Source organism: Pseudomonas sp. MF6751 (assembly GCF_016613265.1).
GTDB classification, from domain to species: Bacteria; Pseudomonadota; Gammaproteobacteria; order Pseudomonadales; family Pseudomonadaceae; genus Aquipseudomonas; species Aquipseudomonas fluorescens_BV.
In genome coordinates, this window is sequence record NZ_JAENSV010000008.1 from 21,843 (window position 1) to 40,166 (window position 18,324).

General features: G+C 60.3%; 16 protein-coding genes. 9 read left to right on the forward strand and 7 right to left on the reverse strand.

Annotation, left to right across the window (positions count from 1 at the left end):
- Positions 1–254 precede the first annotated feature (254 nt).
- The 3 genes from JJD66_RS09560 to JJD66_RS09570 all read right to left on the reverse strand — a co-directional run bounded on the left by JJD66_RS09560 (position 255) and on the right by JJD66_RS09570 (position 4,298).
- Positions 255–2,741 (reverse strand): TonB-dependent siderophore receptor, encoded by a 2,487-nt coding sequence (locus JJD66_RS09560; protein ID WP_198716648.1) that lies wholly within the window; start codon positions 2,739–2,741, stop codon positions 255–257.
- Between the two features lie 104 nt (positions 2,742–2,845).
- Positions 2,846–3,796, reverse strand: coding sequence for a FecR domain-containing protein (locus JJD66_RS09565; protein WP_200648027.1), 951 nt, complete (start codon positions 3,794–3,796; stop codon positions 2,846–2,848).
- Positions 3,783–4,298 carry a sigma-70 family RNA polymerase sigma factor gene (locus JJD66_RS09570; RefSeq protein ID WP_034125829.1) on the reverse strand — a complete coding sequence of 172 codons (516 nt, stop codon included), beginning with the start codon at positions 4,296–4,298 and terminating at the stop codon, positions 3,783–3,785. The genes JJD66_RS09565 and JJD66_RS09570 overlap by 14 nt, the downstream gene beginning before the upstream one ends.
- A 168-nt stretch (positions 4,299–4,466) precedes the next feature.
- Here JJD66_RS09570 and JJD66_RS09575 point away from each other — a divergent pair, with 168 nt between their 5' ends.
- A complete protein-coding gene (locus JJD66_RS09575; RefSeq protein WP_105226365.1) occupies positions 4,467–5,096 on the forward strand; it encodes a LysE family translocator in 630 nt (209 codons plus the stop codon).
- Between the two features lie 571 nt (positions 5,097–5,667).
- Here JJD66_RS09575 and inhA read toward each other — a convergent pair.
- Entirely contained in the window at positions 5,668–6,348 is a 681-nt protein-coding gene (gene inhA / locus JJD66_RS09580) for an isonitrile hydratase (RefSeq protein WP_200648028.1), read from the reverse strand.
- A gap of 89 nt (positions 6,349–6,437) precedes the next feature.
- Between inhA and JJD66_RS09585 the strand changes: the two genes are divergently transcribed.
- On the forward strand, positions 6,438–7,406 hold the full coding sequence (locus JJD66_RS09585) for a GlxA family transcriptional regulator (RefSeq protein WP_200648029.1): 969 nt from the start codon (positions 6,438–6,440) through the stop codon (positions 7,404–7,406).
- Here the strand turns inward: JJD66_RS09585 and JJD66_RS09590 are convergent.
- Genes JJD66_RS09590 through JJD66_RS09600 form a run of 3 tightly spaced genes read right to left on the reverse strand, consistent with a single transcriptional unit; the run spans position 7,392 to position 10,910 of the window.
- On the reverse strand, positions 7,392–8,303 hold the full coding sequence (locus tag JJD66_RS09590) for an alpha/beta fold hydrolase (RefSeq protein ID WP_198716652.1): 912 nt from the start codon (positions 8,301–8,303) through the stop codon (positions 7,392–7,394). The genes JJD66_RS09585 and JJD66_RS09590 overlap by 15 nt on opposite strands.
- Entirely contained in the window at positions 8,291–10,117 is a 1,827-nt protein-coding gene (locus JJD66_RS09595; RefSeq protein WP_034125824.1) for a glycoside hydrolase family 15 protein, read from the reverse strand. The genes JJD66_RS09590 and JJD66_RS09595 overlap by 13 nt, the downstream gene beginning before the upstream one ends.
- A complete protein-coding gene (locus JJD66_RS09600; protein WP_200648030.1) occupies positions 10,110–10,910 on the reverse strand; it encodes a glucose 1-dehydrogenase in 801 nt (266 codons plus the stop codon). The genes JJD66_RS09595 and JJD66_RS09600 overlap by 8 nt, the downstream gene beginning before the upstream one ends.
- 146 nt (positions 10,911–11,056) lie before the next feature.
- On the opposite strand from JJD66_RS09600, the gene JJD66_RS09605 reads away from it, so the two are divergent.
- The 7 genes from JJD66_RS09605 to JJD66_RS09635 all read left to right on the forward strand — a co-directional run bounded on the left by JJD66_RS09605 (position 11,057) and on the right by JJD66_RS09635 (position 18,317).
- Positions 11,057–11,458, forward strand: a complete 402-nt coding sequence (locus tag JJD66_RS09605) for a c-type cytochrome (protein WP_200648084.1) — start codon at positions 11,057–11,059, stop codon at positions 11,456–11,458.
- A 78-nt stretch (positions 11,459–11,536) separates the two neighbouring features.
- Positions 11,537–12,037 carry a sigma-70 family RNA polymerase sigma factor gene (locus tag JJD66_RS09610; RefSeq protein WP_054898227.1) on the forward strand — a complete coding sequence of 167 codons (501 nt, stop codon included), beginning with the start codon at positions 11,537–11,539 and terminating at the stop codon, positions 12,035–12,037.
- A 26-nt stretch (positions 12,038–12,063) separates the two neighbouring features.
- Positions 12,064–13,014 (forward strand): FecR family protein, encoded by a 951-nt coding sequence (locus JJD66_RS09615; protein WP_200648031.1) that lies wholly within the window; start codon positions 12,064–12,066, stop codon positions 13,012–13,014.
- 97 nt (positions 13,015–13,111) lie between these two features.
- Complete coding sequence (locus JJD66_RS09620; protein WP_200648032.1) at positions 13,112–15,505, forward strand: TonB-dependent siderophore receptor; 2,394 nt, start codon at positions 13,112–13,114, stop codon at positions 15,503–15,505.
- Between the two features lie 243 nt (positions 15,506–15,748).
- Positions 15,749–16,765: a type III secretion effector protein gene (locus JJD66_RS09625; RefSeq protein WP_200648033.1), complete on the forward strand. Its 1,017-nt coding sequence runs from the start codon at positions 15,749–15,751 to the stop codon at positions 16,763–16,765.
- Positions 16,766–17,056: 291 nt separating this feature from the next.
- A complete protein-coding gene (locus tag JJD66_RS09630) occupies positions 17,057–17,233 on the forward strand; it encodes a type III secretion effector protein (protein WP_080757665.1) in 177 nt (58 codons plus the stop codon).
- Positions 17,234–17,654: 421 nt separating this feature from the next.
- A complete protein-coding gene (locus tag JJD66_RS09635) occupies positions 17,655–18,317 on the forward strand; it encodes a type III secretion effector protein (RefSeq protein ID WP_234452193.1) in 663 nt (220 codons plus the stop codon).
- Positions 18,318–18,324 lie beyond the last annotated feature (7 nt).

Genomic DNA, 18,324 nt, shown 5'->3' on the forward strand with positions numbered 1-18,324 from the left:
TTTGTGTCAATGATTTGGCTTTTTGTCCTTTTTATTTGATGTTCCTCTCAAGATCTCCATGTTATGACGGTTTGTTGACGTGTGTGGTGGGTATTTCAGAATAATCGAGAATCGATGATGGCTTTTTGGAGTGTAGGAATAAACGTAGGGATTTGCCTGCCAGCGACGAAAAGCTTTTTGATGGCGGTGCATGAGGAAGGGGCACAGCGAACCAGGGCCGGCGTACCGGCTCTGGTGGAGGAGAGGGGCAGCGCTTAGAAGTTGCCTTTGAGGCTCAGCGTAAGGTTACGCGGCTCCCCGTAGAGATTACCCCAGCCTGCTGTACCCACGGTCTGGTAGTAGTTTTTATCGAACAGGTTGTTGCCGTTGAGCGCCACCGTCCAGGTGTCGTCCACCTGATACGCCAGGCGCGCATTCCACAACGCATATCCGGCCTGTTCCAGCTTGATGGTTTGCAAGCGGTAGTTGCTGCTCTGGGCGTTGACCCCTGCGCCGACTGTCCATTTCGAGAGCGCACCGTCCAACTGGTAGTCGCCCCACAAGCGCAGCATATGCCGTGGTACGTAGGTGTTGGACACCGCGCCTTCGGCTGCGCTGTCGATGTTCTTCAGGTTTTTGGTTTGCGTGTAGGTATAGCCGCCGAACACTTGCAGGCGTTCAAGCAATTCGCCGCTCAGCTCGGCCTCGACCCCTTGGGCGCGAACTTTGCCCGTGTCGGTGTAGCAGTAGCCGTCGGAGGAGCTACCGCAGCGGGTCTCGAAATCGGTTTGGGCGGCGTTTTTTTCGATGGCGCGAAACACCGCCAGGGAGCTGTTCAGGCGCCCGTCAAACCATTCGCCCTTGATGCCCAACTCATAGTTCTCCCCCATTTTCGGCTTGAGGGCCGAACCGCTGACCGTGGCGTAGGAGCTTTGTGGCTGGAAGATATCGGCGTAGCTGGTGTACACCGAGAGGTTGTCATTGAGGTCATAGATCAACGCGGCAAACGGCGTGACCACCCCGGTTTCCTTGGTGCGTGCGTCCTGGTCGGCCCACTCGCCCCACGCCAGGTTCAGGGATTTGCGGCGGTTTTCGTACCAGCTCACGCGACTGCCCAGAACCAGCATCAGAGGCTCGGCCAGACGCAGGCGCAAGGTGGCGTAAGCGCCGTATTGGGTGGCGGTTTCGTTGACGGTGCCGCCACGGTACATGTTGGGCCAGAAGGTATCGTCGGCAGGTTCCGGGAAGTGGTGATTGGGGTTGAAAACGCTTTGGCGCTGGGGCAGGTTGCGGATCGCATAGACATCGTCTTGGGTACCACGACTGCCATTGGCACCGAGGATCAACTCATGTTGCAGGCCAAAGGCTTCAAATTGACCATCGATATAGGCATCCAGGCCGTAGTCTTTGTGGTCGTAGTCCAGCAATGCTGCGTAGCTGGTGAGGGTGGGGGCTGGGTTGCCATAGTCCACGGTGCTTTCGCTGGCAGCGTATTTGATGTCTTGCAGGTTGCGGCTGTGTACGGCGCTGACTTTGAGTTTCCAGGCGTCATTGAAGTGGTGAGTCACATCGGCGAACAGCGTGGTGCGCTGGCTTTGCCAGTCGTTCCAGGCTTGGCCCAGGCAGGTGGAGCGGCTCAGACCGAGGCTTTTGCCGTCGCGGTAACGCGGCAGGCCACTCCAGCACGGCGTGGAATCGACATCCTCATAGCTGGCACCGAAGCCTAAAGTGGTGTCAGGGCTGATATCCATGTCCAGGGCCGCGTAAAACGCCTGGTCCTGGCGCTTTGCAAGGTCCATGTAGGAGCCGCGATTCTGTTGGCTGACCGATGCACGGCCACGCACCGTGCCGCTGTCGTTCAACGGGCCGCCGGTGTCGAACTCGGCGTGGTAGTTATCCCAGGTGCCCGCCGATAGGCCAAGGCTGGTGGTGGGCTTGTCCTGGGGCCGCTTGCGCACGAAGTTCACCGCACCACTGGCCGTGCCGGCACCCTTGAGCATGCCAGCAGCGCCTTTGAGGACTTCTACCCGATCATAGATCGCCATGTTCGCGCTGAAACTGTCGGCTTGTATGTAGTCCTTGCCAATGTCCAGCGGTACGCCATCGAACTGGTACTGGCCGAGCATCTTGAAGCCCCGGGAGTAGAAATACTTGCCGCCCATGGGCGATTCGTAGCTGGTGATCCCCGGGGTGCGCTCCAGCAATTGGTCGATGGTGGTGATGTTCTGGTCATCCATGAGTTTGCGGGTCATCACGCTCACCGATTGCGGCGTTTGTCGCAGGCTGTGTTCGCCCTTGCCGATGGTCACCGCGCCGGTGGTGTAGGAGCCGCTGCCTTCGGTAGTAGCGCCCAGGCGTTCGCCGGTAATGGTGGTGGCGCCCAGGTTCAGGGTCGAGTTGGCGGCCTGTTGGGGCAACAGTAACCAAGCGTTCGGACCCTGGCTTTGAGCTTGCAAGCCCTGGCCTTGAAGCAGTCGGCTCAGGGCCTGTTGTGTTTCCAGAGCGCCGCTCAGCCCAGCACTGCTTTTGCCGGCTACGCTGCCGGCGTCATACGACACGCTGATACCGGCCTGCCGCGCAAATTGATCAAGGGCGCCGGCCAGTGGGCCGGGGGCGATATTCCAAGTGCGCGCCTGGCGTTCGCCGCCGGGTGGCTGGGCACCTGCGCTATACGGCAGGGTACTGGCCGCCAGGCACGCGCCGAGGAGGGTCGCCTTGATGGCGTGCCTGAGAGGTAAACGCAGTGAGGGGAACGCTTGCATGACCGCGGGATGCTCCTGAAGGAAGTGGACAAACCAGCCTGTTGATCGGCCTTTCCTTACAGGTCGAATGGCAATGAGAATTCACCTCATTTATTTTTGGCCGGTCATACCCGAGCGGAGACTGTCACCCAGTAGCGGCTGCGGTAGGTCACATCAATCGCTAGCGATTGAGCCACCAACTTGAGCACCTGGTCGGTGTCGTCCAGTTGGTAAGTGCCCGAAACCCGCAACCCTGCCACGGCTTCGCTGCAACGCACCAACCCATTGCGATAGCGGCCCAGCTCGGCCAGGAAGTCGTCCAGGCGCATGTTGTGGGCGCTGATCACGCCGTCACTCCAGGCCCAGGGGTCCAGGCCGTTGTTGGGGGAAGGGCGAATGCCGCTGCGGTTGAACATCACCTGTTCCCCGGGCTTGATCACCTGGCGTGCGGCGCTGTCATGGCGATCGGCAAACACCGCTACCGCACCCTGTTGCACGGCCAGCAGGGTGCCTTGGGGTTCTTCGCGCACCAGCAAGCGCGTGCCGAGGGCGCGCAGGTAACCGTCGCGGGTATGCACCCATAGCGGGCGGTGGTCGGCGCCGGTATTGATCAATATTTCACCCTGGCGCAGGTTCACCAGCCGTTGTTCGGCGCTGGCGGTAATGTCGACGGCGCTGGCACTGTTGAGCTGAACTTTGCTGCCATCCTCCAATGTTACCCAGCGCCGCTCGCCAGTGGCGGTGCGGTAGTCCGCCATCAAGGCAGGCAGGGGCGTGTAGTCGCGGCCCAGCCAGGCTAAACCTGCGGCGCCGGCAAACAGCCCGAGCAGTTTCAGGCTTTCACGACGGCTGATGTGCTGGCGTGCGCCGTCGAGTGCATGGCGACTGACATGCGCCGGCAAGTGGTTGAAATCGTCATTCAGGGTGGCGACCCGTTGCCAGGCTTGTTGATGCGCCTCGCTGGTGTGCAGCCACTGGTCAAAGGCCGCGGTGCTGGCGTCGTCGGCGGTGTTGTAGCGCAGCTTGATCATCCACTGGATGGCCTGGTCGACCAGGTGCGAGTCAGGAGTCGGCATAGCGCAACCGGTAACAGGCGTGCAGCGCCTTGGACAGATCGCGTTCCACCGTTGCCTTGGACACGCCCAGGCGCAAGGCGATCTGCGGGCAGGTCAGGCCGTCCAACTGGGCCAACAGGAACGCCTCGCGTACCCGCGGCTTGAGCTGGTCGAGCAAACGGTCAATGCGCTCCAGGCTGTCGAGGATCAGCCGCTTTGTTTCTTCGCTCGGCACCTCTACTTGCGGGAAGTGCGCCAGGCTCTCCAGATAGGCGCGTTCCAGTTCGCGGCGCCGGTATTGGTCGATCATCAAGCTGCGCGCGATGCTGCTCAGATACGCGCGCGGCTGCTGCAAGGTCTGTTGCTGACGCGCGTTGAGCAGGCGCACGAAGGTGTCCTGCGCGAGGTCAGCGGCGCGCTCATGGCAGCCCGTGCGCCGGCTCAACCAGCCGCGCAGCCAGGAATGGTGGGCTTGGTAAAGCTGGCCGATGGCAGCAGGGTCCAGTGGGTGATCGCTCGACATGGTCATCCTGGCGCAGCAGGCTTAATTGATAATGTTTCGCATTCTAGACGTTGGTCGTGGCATTCAGCAATCACTCGGTTCGCTGCGTGAGCAATGTATCCAGCACAATTTTTTGTAGGGCCTGCAAACGCCGATTAATCTGGATTTTTTCCAGCGGACGGTTCAACCATGATCAGCCTCGTCACACTCGGCGTTTTTTCCGGCGCTGTGTTGCTGTTGCTGCTGTCACCGGGGCCGAACATGGCGTTTGTCATCAGTCAGGGCGTCACCCATGGCTGGCGCGGCGGCGTGGCCTCGGCCCTGGGCATTGGCGTGGCCGACCTGTTGCTGACAGCGTTGACCGCCATGGGGGTGACGGCGTTGGTCGCCAGTTGGCCACCGGCATTCGATCTGATCCGTTATGCCGGCGTGATTTACCTGCTGTGGCTGGTCTTCAAAACCTTGCAGAAACGCCCCGGCCTGGGCACCGCTCACGTCGGCCGCGTGGCGTTGGGCCGAGTGTTTCTGCAGGCCATGCTCAACAGCTTGCTCAACCCCAAGGCGTTGTTGTTTTTCATGGTGTTCCTGCCACAGTTTGTGCGGCCCGAGGCGGGGCCTATCGCCTTGCAACTGATGGTACTGGGCGGCGTGCTGACGCTGATCGCAAGCGTGTTTCATGTATTGTTGGGCTTGTTTGGCGGAGCGCTCAGCCGCTTTTTCGCCAAACGCACAAAAAGCGCCTGGCTGCAGAAATGGGGCTTGGCGGCCGTGCTGATGGCGTTGGCTGTGCGCTTGGCGGTGATGTCACGTCCTGCCTGAAGCCACGCGGGAAGCCAAGCAAGTTTCTTTGTGGCGAGGGAGCTTGCTCCCGTGACGGCCCGACAGCCGATGCTCATCTACCTGACACCCCACAATCCGACACCCCACGCTCCAATTGTGGGAGCGGGCTTGCTCGCGAAGGCGGCCTGACAGTCGACACAGCTATACCGTGTACATATCCATTCCTGCGGTAACGGCCACCTAGGGTTCCGCTCTGACAGCGGCTCACTTTTGAAAAAAAGCGCAAAAGTGAGCAAAACGCTCTTGCCCCACCACTCGGCACCTCGCTTGGGCTCGGTGTGCCCGAACGCAGGCTTGAATCCGTGGGCCACGAATTCAAGCCTGCGTTCGGCCAGCGTGGTTTAACGGGGCGCCCAAGATCAAGAGCGACTCGCTTCGCATCGTGATTACTGTCGGCTACAGCTGGACGGCCGTTGAGCACTGAAATAATCAAAAGGAGTTTCGTACAGCGGTCTAGGACTTACCTCACGTTCAAGCGTTGAAACCGGTTCATTCCCACGGACCTTCCCAGTCGCTGCAAATTCAGCGACCGGACGTGAGAAATCCAAATTCACCCCAACCGCGCAGCCGCCCGCGCAACAATCTCCCCGCGCACTTTGCGTGACTCCACCGTGCGCTTGTTGGCTTCCTCCAGCACATGCCGGGGCGCTGTCTCCGGGCGGCCTGAGTCAAACGGTGGGGCCGGAGCGTATTCGATCTGCAGTTGCACCAGTTGCGCCCCCGCGTCGCTGTACAACTCCGCGGCCAGAGTCAGGGCAAAATCGATGCCGGCGGTGATCCCGCCGCCGGTAAACAGGTTGCCATCACGCACCACACGTTCCTGTACGGGGATGGCACCGAGCGGGGCGAGCAGGTGGTGGTAGGCCCAATGGGTGGTGGCCTTGCGACCGCGCAGCAACCCTGCCGCGCCCAGTACCAGTGAGCCGGTGCACACCGAGGTCATGTAGCGCACTGTCTGGGCCTGGGCCTTGAGGAAGTCCAGGGTTTGCGGGTCTTCCATCAATGGGCCCACACCGGCGCCGCCGGGTACGCAAAGCACATCCAGGTTCGGGCAGTCGGCGTAGGTCATGGTCGGCGTGAACACCAGGCCAGTGCTGGAGGTGATCGGCGCGAGGTCTTTCCACACCAGGTGCAGCTTCACGTCTGGCAGCGAACCGAGGACATCATAGGGGCCGGTAAGGTCCAGTTGCTGGATGCCGGGGAACAACAGAAAGCCGATCTGCAAGGTCATGATTCAAGCTCCGAAAAGGAATGGACGTGCTCACTGTAGAAGCCTAGGCTTTGGCGAATACGCCATTGAGCCCACTAATCTCGCCAATCATGCCTAAAATTATTCATGTACTCGCGTTTGAGAATGCCCAGGTACTCGATGTCACCGGGCCTCTACAGGTATTCGCATCGGCTAACGATTTGGCGCGCCAGCATGGTTTGCCATTGCCCTACGCGGTCAACGTCATCGCCGCTCAGGCTGAGCCGGTGATGACGTCCTCCGGCCTGGCGCTGCTGGCTGAGCCGCTGCCCGCCATTGACCAGCCCTGCGACACCCTGGTGATCGCCGGTGGCTGGGGCGTGTACGGCGCTGCCGAGGACCCGGCGCTGGTGCAATGGGTGCGCGATAAATCCCATTACACCCGGCGCATGGCTTCGGTTTGCACCGGGGCTTTTCTGCTGGCCGCCAGTGGCTTGCTCGATGGCTGCCGCGTGGCCACGCACTGGACGCGCTGTGAAGAACTGGCGCGCAAGTTCCCTGCGCTCACGGTGGAGGCCAATCCGATTTTCATCCAGCAAGGTGCGGTGTGGACGTCTGCCGGCGTGACCGCTGGGATCGACCTGTGCCTGGCCCTGGTAGAGGATGACCTGGGGCGTGCGATTGCCTTGGAGGTGGCGCGCCACTTGGTGGTGTTCCTCAAGCGCCCTGGCGGTCAGTCGCAATTCAGCGTGACGTTATCCCTGCAAAAGAGCGACAGCCGTTTTGCCGAGCTGCATGCCTGGATCGCCGATCACCTGACGCTGGATCTGAGCATCGCCACCCTGGCGGCCCAGGCTGGCATGAGCGAGCGCAGCTTTGTACGCCACTACCGCACCGAGACTGGCCAAACCCCGGCGCGGGCTGTGGAACTGATTCGCGTCGAAAACGCACGCCGGCAACTGGCAGATAGCACAACCTCCATCAAGCGTATCGCCAGGCAATGCGGTTTTGGCTGTGAAGAGACTTTGCGCCGCAGCTTTCTAAGGGCTTTGTCGGTGACGCCCCAGGCTTATCGAGAGCGTTTTTCACCGCTCCAGTAGTTCCAGCAAAGCTTGAAGCGTGACCTGAGGCGCTTCCTGGAAAACGTTATGACCCACGCCGGGCAACACCTGGCGGCGATAAAAACCGCTGAAGTGCTCCACGTCATCATCCTCCAGCGACGGTGGGCCCACGCCATCGTCGGCCCCGCACAGCGAAATGCTCGGTACTGATATCGGCGGTTGCGGCACCAGCGCCTGCTCGATGTATTCCAGCGCGGGATCACCCGGCGCATACATGAAGCGATGGCGATAGGAGTGAATCACCACCTCGACAAAATCCGGGTTATCAAACGACGGCGCGGTCAGGGCGTAGCGGCTTGGCCCTTCGGCCCAGGACGGTGACCACAGCGTCCAGAGCAATTGGCAGAGTTCACGCCGGTTGGCCGTCAACCCGTCGACCCCGCGCTGGGTGTGAAAGTAGTACTGATACCAGAGCCGGTGCTCTGTCTCAGGTGGCCTGGGCTTGAGCGACTGGCTGATGGCCTGGATGTTGTAGCCATCGCCGGTCACCAGGCCGCGCACCCGCTGCGGCCATAGCGCCGCTACAATACAGGCGGCGCGCCCACCCCAGTCAAAGCCGGCGAGGGTGGCTTGCGGGATCGACAACGCATCCATGAAGTCGAGCAAGTCCTTGGCCAGCGCTGCCTGTTGGCCAGAGCGCATCACTTGCGTGTTGATAAATCGCGTCGGGCCATAACCGCGTAAATACGGGACCAATACCCGATAACCACGTTCAGCCAGCACCGGCGCGATGTCGTCGTAGCCCCGTGGGTCGTAGGGGAAGCCATGCAACAGGATCACCGGTTCGCCATCGAGGGGGCCGTGGGTTTCGTAAGCCACATCAAGCAGGGTTGTGCGCACATACAGCAGCGGGGCGGGGGACGTCAGGGTTGCCATACGGTTTTCTCCCCGCTGAGTTTGCGGTCCAGGAACGTTGCCGCACTGATCAATGCCAAGTGGCTCAAGGCCTGGGGCGTGTTGCCCAGGTGCCGGGCCTGGCTGTCGAACTCTTCGGCGTACAACCCCAGCGGGTTGGCGTAACGCAGCAACTGTTCGAATTCCAGATGGGCTTTTTCGACTTGCCCGGCGCGCGCGAGGCATTCGACGTACCAGAACGAACAGGCGGCAAACGCGCCTTCGACGCCTTGCAGCCCATCGATCTGGCTATCGTCATTGCGGTAGCGGTAGACCATGCCGTCGCGCACCAGGCTTTTCTGGATCGCTTCCAGTGTCGTGAGCCAGCGCGGGTCCGTGGCGGCGACAAAGCGCACCAGCGGCATCAACAGCATCGAGCCGTCGAGGGCGGTGCTGCCGATATGCTGCACAAAATGCCCGCGTTCTTCGTTCCAGAAGTTAGTCCAGATGTCGGCGTAGATCGCCTGGCGCGTCTGGTCCCAGCGTGCGAACGGGGCCGGCAGCGAACGTTTGGAGGCCAGGCGAATGGCACGGTCCAGGGCCACCCAGCACATCAGGCGTGAGTGCAGGAAGTGGTGCTGCTCACCGCGCATTTCCCAGATGCCCACGTCTTTGTGGTTCCAGATCTCACACACTTGGTCGACCACTTCCACCGTGTGTTTCCAGCCTTGGTGGGAGATGGCTTCGCCGTACTTGTTGACCAGATAAACCGCGTCCATCAGTTCGCCGTAGATATCCAGCTGGATCTGGTCGAACGCTTCGTTGCCCACCCGCACCGGTTGGGCGCCGCCGTGGCCGCTCAAGTGGTCGAGGGTGGTTTCCGGCAGTTCCTGGCGACCGTCGATGCCGTACAGGATGTTGATCTTGGTCGGCTGGCCGCAGCAGTCGCTGACCCGGCCCCTGAGCCAGCGCATATAGGCGTTGGCTTCCTCGACGAAACCCAGGCGCATGAACGCATAGACGGTGAACGAGGCATCGCGGATCCAGGTATAGCGGTAGTCCCAGTTGCGTTCGCCGCCGGGCGTTTCCGGCAGCCCGAACGTGGCCGCGGCGATGATGGCGCCGTGTTTGCGCGAGGTGAGGAGTTTCAGCGCCAGGGCCGAGCGGTTGACCATCTCGCGCCAGCGTCCGCGATAGTTGGACTGGCTGATCCAACCGCGCCAGAACTTCAAGGTGCGCTCCAGGTAGAGGTCGGTACAGTCGTTGGTGACGCGCGCATCCTCCTGGCCACCGAGGACAAATTCGGCGCCTTCATCCTGGGCGAGGGTAAAGGTGGCGATGGCGGTATTGCCTTGGAGGGTCAGCGGCTGGCTGCCAATCAGGCGCAGGCCGGGCTGGCCGCTGGCGGTGAACACCACGCTGGCAGCCTCGGCCTTCGCCTCGGTGGGGGCCCGGGCATAGTCGTGGCGCACGGCGCAGCTCAGGTGGATAGTCGCCTTGCCACTGACCACCCGTACCCGCCTGATCAGCAAGGGCAGTTCATCGACGTTTTCGCTGACGGTCAGCAGGTCGGTGATCTCCACCACCGCTTCATCGCTCAGCCAGCGAGTCTGCAGCACATTGGTGTCGGGCAGGTAGATCTGCTCGCGGCGGGCGTTGGGTAAGTCCGGGGTAAGCTGGAACGTGCCGGCCTCGGGCGTGTCGAGCAGTGCGCAAAACACCGAAGGGCTGTCGAATTCCGGCCAGCAGAAGAAGTCGATGCTGCCGCGGTCGTTCACCAGTGCCGCGCTGCGCATGTCGCCAATGATCCCGTGGGCATCAATGGCGCTTTGAGGTTCGTTCTTGAAATCAACCATTGCCACGGAACTCCGGGTAGAGGCTCATACCGCCATCGATGAACAAGGTGCTGCCAACCACATAATCAGAGGCATCGCTGGCCAGCCAAACCACCGCATTGGCCACATCTTCCACATCACCGACGCGGCCATAAGGAATCAATTTGAGCAGCTCTTTTTCTGCCGCGCCTTCAGTGGCTGCGCGGTTGATCGCCGTGCGAATCGCCCCAGGCGCAATGCCGTTGATACGGATGCGCTGTTCGCTGACTTCCTGGGCGAGGGTGCGCATCAGCATCTCCACGCCGCCCTTGGACGCGGCGTAATTCACATGCCCGGCCCAAGGGATGACTTGATGCACCGAACTCATATGGATGATTTTGCCGGCGGCCCGTGACACACCTTCGCGAATACCCTGGCGATTGAAGGTACGCACCGCCGCGCGCGCGCAGAGGAACTGCCCGGTGAGGTTGACGCCAATCACCGTGTTCCAATCCTCAAGGGTCATATCGACCAGATTGGCATCTTTTTGCAGGCCGGAGTTGGCCACCAGAATATCCAGGTGGCCGAAGGCGTCGAGGGTTTGCGCGAACAGGCGTTCGACATCGGCCTCCTTGGACACATCGCCGCCAATCGCAAGCGCTCGGCCGCCGTTGGCATTGATCTGCGCGGCGAGGGCCTCAGCCGGTGCCGCCTGGGAGTTGTAGTTAAGCACTACCGCCGCGCCTGCCGCGGCCAGGGCTTTGGCCGCGCCCGCGCCAATGCCGGAACTGGCCCCGGTGACCAGGGCCACTTGTTGCTGCAAGGAAATCTGCATCGCCCACCCACCGTTTTATGAGAGTCCTTCTTGCTGACTGGCGGCTGGGAGCGGAAGTTCAGCCCCTGGCGCTTACGCCCAACTCGGGCAAAGCGCGACTTTATCGTATGATGCTGAAAACAAAGGGCAATACAGGAAGCGATGGAATGCATGCGTGGGCCGATACCCGATGGATGAAACTATTACTCAGCGGCGTAGTGGCCGCTTTATCACTGGCTCAGACAGCCTTGTGCGTCGCGGAAAACAGCAATGGTAAAGCGCTGTATCTACAGCGCTGTGCTGTGTGCCACGGGCCCGATATCAAAGGCACGGGCCCATTGGCAAAAAAAAGTAATCCGCCAACCCCCGACCTGACAACTGCCACCTTCAAGAAACGACTCCATGATTATCCGGGCGTTATCGTCTCCTCGGTCATCCTTCGCCCCAATGGCAACCTGATACCCAAGACGCTGCAAGACAATGGCGTAAAGATCGCGCCACATGCCTGGAGCGTTAAAGACTTTCGCGATTTGCATCAATACATGAGTGAGATCATTTCAAACAAATAGTGGGGGGCGATGAGCTGCAATTGCCCTGCTTAATAGGAAGCATTACTATTCACGCCCCGCCTTCCCAGTGCTCTCGCGATGACTCCTCAGCCGCCCCGCAGAACAGGCTTTTTCGAGCACTACGAAGAGTTGATCGGCACCTGGACGCGCCGCCTGAGAAACCGTCAGCAAGCCGAAGACCTGGCGCACGACACCTTCGTGCGGGTGCTTGAGTCCGCTGCCTGCGAGGTGGCGCAACCGCGCGCTTACCTGCATCAAACCGCGCGCAATATTGCGGTGGATGCCTACCGCCGCGAAGACCGCCGCGAGGCGTTGACGCTGCAGGCGGCTGATCACAGCACGCCTCACAGTAGCGACCCGGAGCATTACATGCACGCGATCCAGTTGGCCGACGCCATCGAGCGGGCGCTGGCCGAGTTGCCGCTCAACTGTCGCAGGATTTTCATCTGGCAAAAGATCGAAGGGCTCACCCAGCAGGAAATCGCCACACGCCTGGGGCTGTCTAAAAACATGGTGGAAAAGTATATGATCCGCACCCTGCGGCATCTGCGTGATCGTCTGGATGCGAGCGCGCCATGACCGGCTTTGAAACAGGATCTTCCACGATGGATAACCGTGTCCGTGATGAGGCCGCGCAGTGGTTTGTACGCCTGCAAGACGGCCCATTGAGCGCCCAGGAACGTCAATGTTTCGATGCCTGGCGCAGGTCGCAGGCCGCGCATCAGTACGAAATCGATGTGCTGCAAGGGCTATGGAGTGCGACGGATTTGCTGCCCAAGGCCCGCTTGCAGGCGCTGGGCGATGCGCCGACCGAGCGCCTTGGACGGCGTGCGCTGCTGCGTTATGCCGTGGCCGCCAGTGTGGTCGCCGTTGCAGTGGGCCTGGGTGCGTACAGCGGGCAGGGGCAGCCAAAGCCCTACAATGCCGAATTCAGCACGCGGTTAGGCGAACATCGTCAGGTGACCTTGCCTGACGGTTCCGTGATGGACCTCAACAGCCGCAGCGTGGTCTCGGTTCATTACGAAAAGGGCCGTCGGGGCGTAGAGCTCAAGCAGGGCGAGGCGATGTTCAGCGTGCAGCATGACGCCGGGCGCCCGTTTGTGGTCGCAGCCGGGGCAGGGCAGGTGACCGTCACCGGCACGCGCTTTGATGTACGTCGGGAGGCGGACCAGACCCGCGTGGCGGTCGAAGCCGGCACGGTCAAGGTGCAGGGCCGGGCATCCGATCACATCGTCACGCTCACCGCCGGGCGTGGCACCCATGTCGATCCCCAAGGCCAAGTGGCGGCGGCCTACGCGGTGAACCCTGAAGAACTGACCGCGTGGCGCAACGGTAAACTGGTGTTCAACAACGCCACCCTGGTCGACGTGGCACGGGAAGTGTCGCGCTACCGCGAGCAACCGCTGCGTGTCGGTACGGCAGCGGTGGGCAATCTGCGCTTGACCAGTGTCTTCAACTCCAGCGATACCGATGCCTTGCTCAAGGCCTTGCCTCACATCCTGCCGGTCGCCTTGCGCACTCTGCCGGACGGTAGCCAGGAAATTATTTCGCGCTGACATTCAGGTTTTTTTCGAGTTCTTCGTCTTCTCCTGCAACTGCAACTGGTTTGCATTAACGGCCGCGCATGCTTGCGATCACAGGACTAGGTTCGACGTGAAAAAACTTGCCCCCCACAACAATAAAATTTCCCGCTGGGCGCCCTTGGCCCTGGCCGTTGCCATCAGTACCGCACAGGCTGCCGAGGGTATCCACATTCGTGCGCAATCCCTCGGCGCAGCCTTGAGCCAATTGGGCCAGCAGACCTCGCTGCAAGTGTTCTTCAGCACCGATATGGTTGCCGGCAAGCAAGCTCCTGCGGTCGATGGCAACCTCTCGCCCGAACAAGCCCTGCGGCAATTACTGCAAGGCAGTGGCCTGGATTACCAGATTGACGCCGGCTCCGTGACCTTGCGTCCGGTGAGCCGCGGCACCGGTGAAGCGGGCTCACCGCTGGAACTGGGGGTCACCGATATCAAGGTGGTGGGCGACTGGCTTGCCGACGCCGATGCCGAAGTGGTGCAGAACCATCCCGGCGCACGCACCGTCATTCGACGCGAAGCCATGGTAGAGCAGGGCGCGATGAACATCGGTGACGTCCTGCGCCGCGTGCCTGGCGTGCAAGTGCAGGAATCCAACGGCACCGGCGGCAGTGATATTTCCCTCAACGTCGGCGTACGCGGCCTGACCTCGCGCCTGTCACCGCGCTCCACCGTGCTGATTGACGGCGTACCGGCTGCGTTCGCTCCCTATGGCCAGCCACAGCTGTCGATGGCGCCGATTTCTGCCGGTAACCTGGAAAGTATCGACGTTGTCCGCGGTGCGGGTTCAGTGCGTTATGGGCCACAGAACGTCGGCGGCGTGATCAACTTCGTGACCCGTGCGATCCCGCAAGACTTCTCCGGTGAAGTCGGTACCACCCTGCAAACGTCTGCCCACGGTGGCTGGAAGCACGTAGAGAATGCCTTCATCGGCGGCACGGCCGACAACGGTATCGGTGCCGCGCTGCTGTACTCCGGGGTCAATGGCAACGGTTACCGAAACAGCAACAACGGCAACGACATCGATGATGTGATCTTCAAAACCCACTGGGCGCCGACCGATCAAGACGATTTCTCGCTGAACTTCCACTATTACGATGCCAGCGCCGCTATGCCCGGCGGCCTGACCCAGAAGCAGTTCGATGCCAACCCGTACCAATCGGTGCGTGACTGGGACAACTTCAGCGGGCGCCGCAAGGACGTGTCGTTCAAGTACATCCGCCAGATCGACGACCGCACCCAGGCCGAAGTGCTGACTTACTATTCCGACAGTTTCCGTGGCAGCAACATTGCCAACCGCGATCTCAAGACCCTCAGCTCCTACCCGCGCACCTACTACACCTTCGGCATCGAGCCGCGTGTGTCCCATGTGTTTGACCTGGGGCCCAGTACCCAGGAAGTCAGTGTGGGCTATCGCTACCTCAAAGAAGGCATGCACGAGGAGGCCACCAGCCTGAACCTGGTCAACAACGTACCGACGCCGGGCGGGCAGAGCGACGGTCACGTGTATCAGGACCGCACGGGGGGCACTGAAGCCAACGCCTTCTATATCGATAACAAAATCGATATTGGCAAATGGACCATCACCCCGGGCATTCGCTTTGAAGATATCCGTACCGAATGGCATGACCGCCCGGTCGTTGCCCTGAACGGCAAGCGTACCGAGGAAAAACGCCGCGAGGTCCACAACAACGAACCGCTGCCGGCGCTGAGCGTGATGTACCACGTGTCTGACGCCTGGAAACTGTTCGCAAACTACGAAACCTCCTTCGGCAGCCTGCAGTATTTCCAACTCGGCCAGGGCGGTACCGGCGACCAGACGGCCAACGGCCTGAACCCGGAAAAGGCCAAGACCTACGAGGTCGGTACGCGCTACAACGACAGCGTCTGGGGCGGCGAAGTGACGCTGTTCTACATCGACTTCTCGGATGAACTGCAATACGTCAGCAATGACGTGGGCTGGACCAACCTCGGCGCCACCAAGCACAGCGGCATCGAAGCATCAGCCCATTACGACCTGTCCAACCTCGACCCGCGCCTCGACGGCCTGACCGCCAACGCGGGCTTCACCTACACCAAGGCCACCTCCGAAGGTGATGTGCCCTTCAAGGGCCGTGACCTGCCACTGTATTCCCGCCAAGTGGCGACCCTGGGCCTGCGTTACGACGTCAACCACTGGACCCACAACCTGGACGTCTATGCCCAGTCCGGCCAGCGTGCGCCCGGCACCGGCACCACCTATATCACCCAAGGCACTGCTGATGGCCAATACGGTGATATCCCCGGGTATGTCTCGGTCAACCTGCGCAGCGGCTACGACTTTGGCGCGCAACTGTCGAACCTGAAACTGGGCGTGGGCGTGAAGAATGTCTTCGACCAGCAGCATTACACACGCTCTAGCGACAACAATGCAGGGTTGTACCTGGGTGAGCCTCGCACGTTCTTCCTACAGGCAAGCGTAGGGTTTTGAGCTTTAGCCGATAAAGAAAAATCGCGATCTCAAAGGTCGCGATTTTTTTTGGCCCGGGGCCAGGGGCACCGCCCATACATCGCGAGAAGATCGCCGCTATCCAAGCTTTCCTACACCTTGATCACATATTGTTGCTGGATCAGGAACTGATTCCGACGCAAAACCACACATGGGAAAGCTGATGGGCTTCGACATTGCGTTGGAGCGACAAGCTGAAAATCGCCCACTGTCATGGAGAAACTTATGTCGGTATCGATGTTGGATACACCCGTCTCTGCTTCAGCAACGTCTGACCTTCCACCGGCCAAGGTCGACATCAAAGTCGCTAACGAGGCTGCGGCTGCGCGTTCTTTCAATGGCCAGAATGCTGCCCATGTTAATTTCCAATCCAGGGAGAACAAGGATGGGCCGGTATTTGGTAGTCCTCAGGCGCCGACCACCACGGCTGACGCGCATGGGCGTCACCACAGCCCGCAGGGGGCGCAGAGTTTGCTGAGCCAATTCAAGCAGTGGGTCGGTCATTGCTTCAGCGGACATCGGCCGCCCACGCATCCTGGTTGTGAACATCGGCCGCCAAGGCCGAACCCAGGTTGCAGCAACCCGCCCCCCAGACCGAATCCTATTGAGAGCAATCCTCCACCACGACCGGACCCCACCGCAGGTCGACCGTATCCGCCCGCCCCCGGCAGGCCGGATCCGCAGTACGCGTTGAAGAACCGCGAAGAGTTGGCCCAACAACTGCTCGACAGCTTCAATGCCTTCAGAGACCCGAAGAAGCCTGGCTACGTCAGCGTTGACAGCATTCTTGCGATGGCGAAAAGAGGGTGGTCGCCTAACCCCGTCATGAACGAGAACATCCGCCTGGCCAATGAGCTGCTACGACGCCCGGAACTGATGGCAGCGATGGATCGGCACAGTTCCACCGGCGCCCTGGATGGTCTTATCGACCGGCAAAAACTGAATATGGTGATCAAAGGAGAAAACTACTTCAAGTACAAGACTGACAAGGAACTGGCCGGTGAGCTGCTTGATCATTTCGACGAGTTGAAGAAAAGGAGCGGGGGCTCAAGCCTGAAAATCAGCGAGCTGAAAGAGTGGGCGCGCAAGCCGCTCACTGGCGATGCAGCCAAGGACCATCTGATTCAGTTATCCCAGGAAATACTCACGCGCAGTGACGTGCTCGAAAAAATGGATAACCACTTCAGTAAATACGGCGATGGGAAGATCAGCCGTAGAGGGTTGTACTCGTTGTCCCGCTGACCGCTCTTGCGGCGCCACCTTTTTGAGGTGGCGCCAGTTTTATATGTTTCAAGGAACGAATTATTCCCGGTTGCCACATAGGTGGTACCTGCGGTAGTGATTTGGCATGCCGTTTTTTCAGCTTTCGAATGAGGGAAACATATGACTTCAACCTCGTTTAATTCCCCCAAACCTGGCCCTCTCGAGCTTTTGCACAACACCCGGCAAGCGAGTCTGGCAATGCCAGAGGAGTGCGCAGCGTCGCAAAGTCTTCCCTTTGAGTCGACCGAATATGAGGCCGAGGCGCGGCGCATGAAGGCTTATGCCGGCGAGCGCAAATTCCAGGCGCCCGTTTCGGATGATTTTTCCCGGGGCCTGCTGGCGGAGTTGCAGACGCCGGGGGCCGGTGGCGATTCATTGAAAGACACCGGCTTGATCAACAGCCTGGCAGGCTGGTGGCGTAGGCGAAAGCTGGATGAGGGTGGTTGACCACGGTTTTACATATTGTCATTGGTATTAGCCTTTTACTCGGAACTGTCGAGCCCATCCAACCACACATGAGGTACCTGCCTGAGGAGAGTCTATTCGTTGATTTTGCCCATCACGGCACAGACCACCCAGCGGATATGCATCTGAAAAGAGTTGGAGAAAACCCATGACAATTAAGGGTGCAGTACCTTCCGGCCGGCCGCTTCCTCCCGACAGGCTGGCCGCACAATCAACCACTCCACCACCGGTCTGCCAATCTGAAACCTGGTATGAAGCCCCATCCGCGCCCTCGGCTGGAGGCTCGCACAAACCCTTTCTCTTGCGTGGGACCTTATCCGCTCTGCGCTATCGAGACTTGCAGAACTCCCCTGTTGAGCGGGCCAGTGGTTCCCTGCCGAGTGCGACTACAAAGGATAGCCAGTTGGCAAAGGCCTTGGAAAAATCCTTCGGCGCAGTGCACCCGTTCCTGAATGACGGGCGCTTGACTTGGACGTCCTTGAAGCGGATCGCTGCTCAACCGACGGGTGAAAACGAGGTGTTGGACAACGCGATCCAGGTCGTCAGAGAAATTCTCAAACGCCCTCGGCTAAGCGACGCTATCTTCAGCCGTGATGGCGATATCACACGTGACAGCCTCCGTGCGGCTGCCCAGACCTTGCAGGGCAACAGCTCTCCAAGTGTTTTCAGCCAGGATCCGTTTCATGCCCAAAGCAATGCACAGGTGGTGCAAGCGCTGCAAAGCCAGTTTGCGCACCTGCGAGACGAGACCATGGATCGAACCTATCTCTTTGAAACGCATCAGTACGTTGAAATAGCCAAGCTTCGGTCGGTTATGCAAGACCCGTATGAGGTAGATCAACACGGCGCGCCTGTGCTGGATACGTCTACAGGCATGCCCAGGTCCCAATACAGCGAGCTCAGTGTCTACACAGCGAAGAATATTCTTGACCGTCCGGGTTTGCTGTCGTCATTACAGCGAGCCAATGGCACACGACTGTTTGGCCCGCCTCACAAGGACGGTTGGCTCAGCAACAAAAGCCTCGAACGTTGGCGGGAGCAGGACGATGCTCGCAAAGCGCGTTGAAGCTTGG

What these genes read in the sequence shown, in the direction of transcription:
- JJD66_RS09590 (WP_198716652.1), bottom strand. Translation starts at nt 8,303, where the DNA reads ATGGCAACCCTGACGTCCCCCGCCCCGCTGCTGTATGTGCGCACAACC.
- JJD66_RS09615 (WP_200648031.1), top strand. Translation starts at nt 12,064, where the DNA reads ATGGATAACCGTGTCCGTGATGAGGCCGCGCAGTGGTTTGTACGCCTG.
- inhA (WP_200648028.1), bottom strand. Translation starts at nt 6,348, where the DNA reads ATGACCTTGCAGATCGGCTTTCTGTTGTTCCCCGGCATCCAGCAACTG.
- JJD66_RS09560 (WP_198716648.1), bottom strand. Translation starts at nt 2,741, where the DNA reads ATGCAAGCGTTCCCCTCACTGCGTTTACCTCTCAGGCACGCCATCAAG.
- JJD66_RS09565 (WP_200648027.1), bottom strand. Translation starts at nt 3,796, where the DNA reads ATGCCGACTCCTGACTCGCACCTGGTCGACCAGGCCATCCAGTGGATG.
- JJD66_RS09630 (WP_080757665.1), top strand. Translation starts at nt 17,057, where the DNA reads ATGAAGGCTTATGCCGGCGAGCGCAAATTCCAGGCGCCCGTTTCGGAT.
- JJD66_RS09570 (WP_034125829.1), bottom strand. Translation starts at nt 4,298, where the DNA reads ATGTCGAGCGATCACCCACTGGACCCTGCTGCCATCGGCCAGCTTTAC.
- JJD66_RS09605 (WP_200648084.1), top strand. Translation starts at nt 11,057, where the DNA reads ATGCATGCGTGGGCCGATACCCGATGGATGAAACTATTACTCAGCGGC.
- JJD66_RS09585 (WP_200648029.1), top strand. Translation starts at nt 6,438, where the DNA reads ATGCCTAAAATTATTCATGTACTCGCGTTTGAGAATGCCCAGGTACTC.
- JJD66_RS09575 (WP_105226365.1), top strand. Translation starts at nt 4,467, where the DNA reads ATGATCAGCCTCGTCACACTCGGCGTTTTTTCCGGCGCTGTGTTGCTG.
- JJD66_RS09625 (WP_200648033.1), top strand. Translation starts at nt 15,749, where the DNA reads ATGTCGGTATCGATGTTGGATACACCCGTCTCTGCTTCAGCAACGTCT.
- JJD66_RS09595 (WP_034125824.1), bottom strand. Translation starts at nt 10,117, where the DNA reads ATGGTTGATTTCAAGAACGAACCTCAAAGCGCCATTGATGCCCACGGG.
- JJD66_RS09610 (WP_054898227.1), top strand. Translation starts at nt 11,537, where the DNA reads ATGACTCCTCAGCCGCCCCGCAGAACAGGCTTTTTCGAGCACTACGAA.
- JJD66_RS09600 (WP_200648030.1), bottom strand. Translation starts at nt 10,910, where the DNA reads ATGCAGATTTCCTTGCAGCAACAAGTGGCCCTGGTCACCGGGGCCAGT.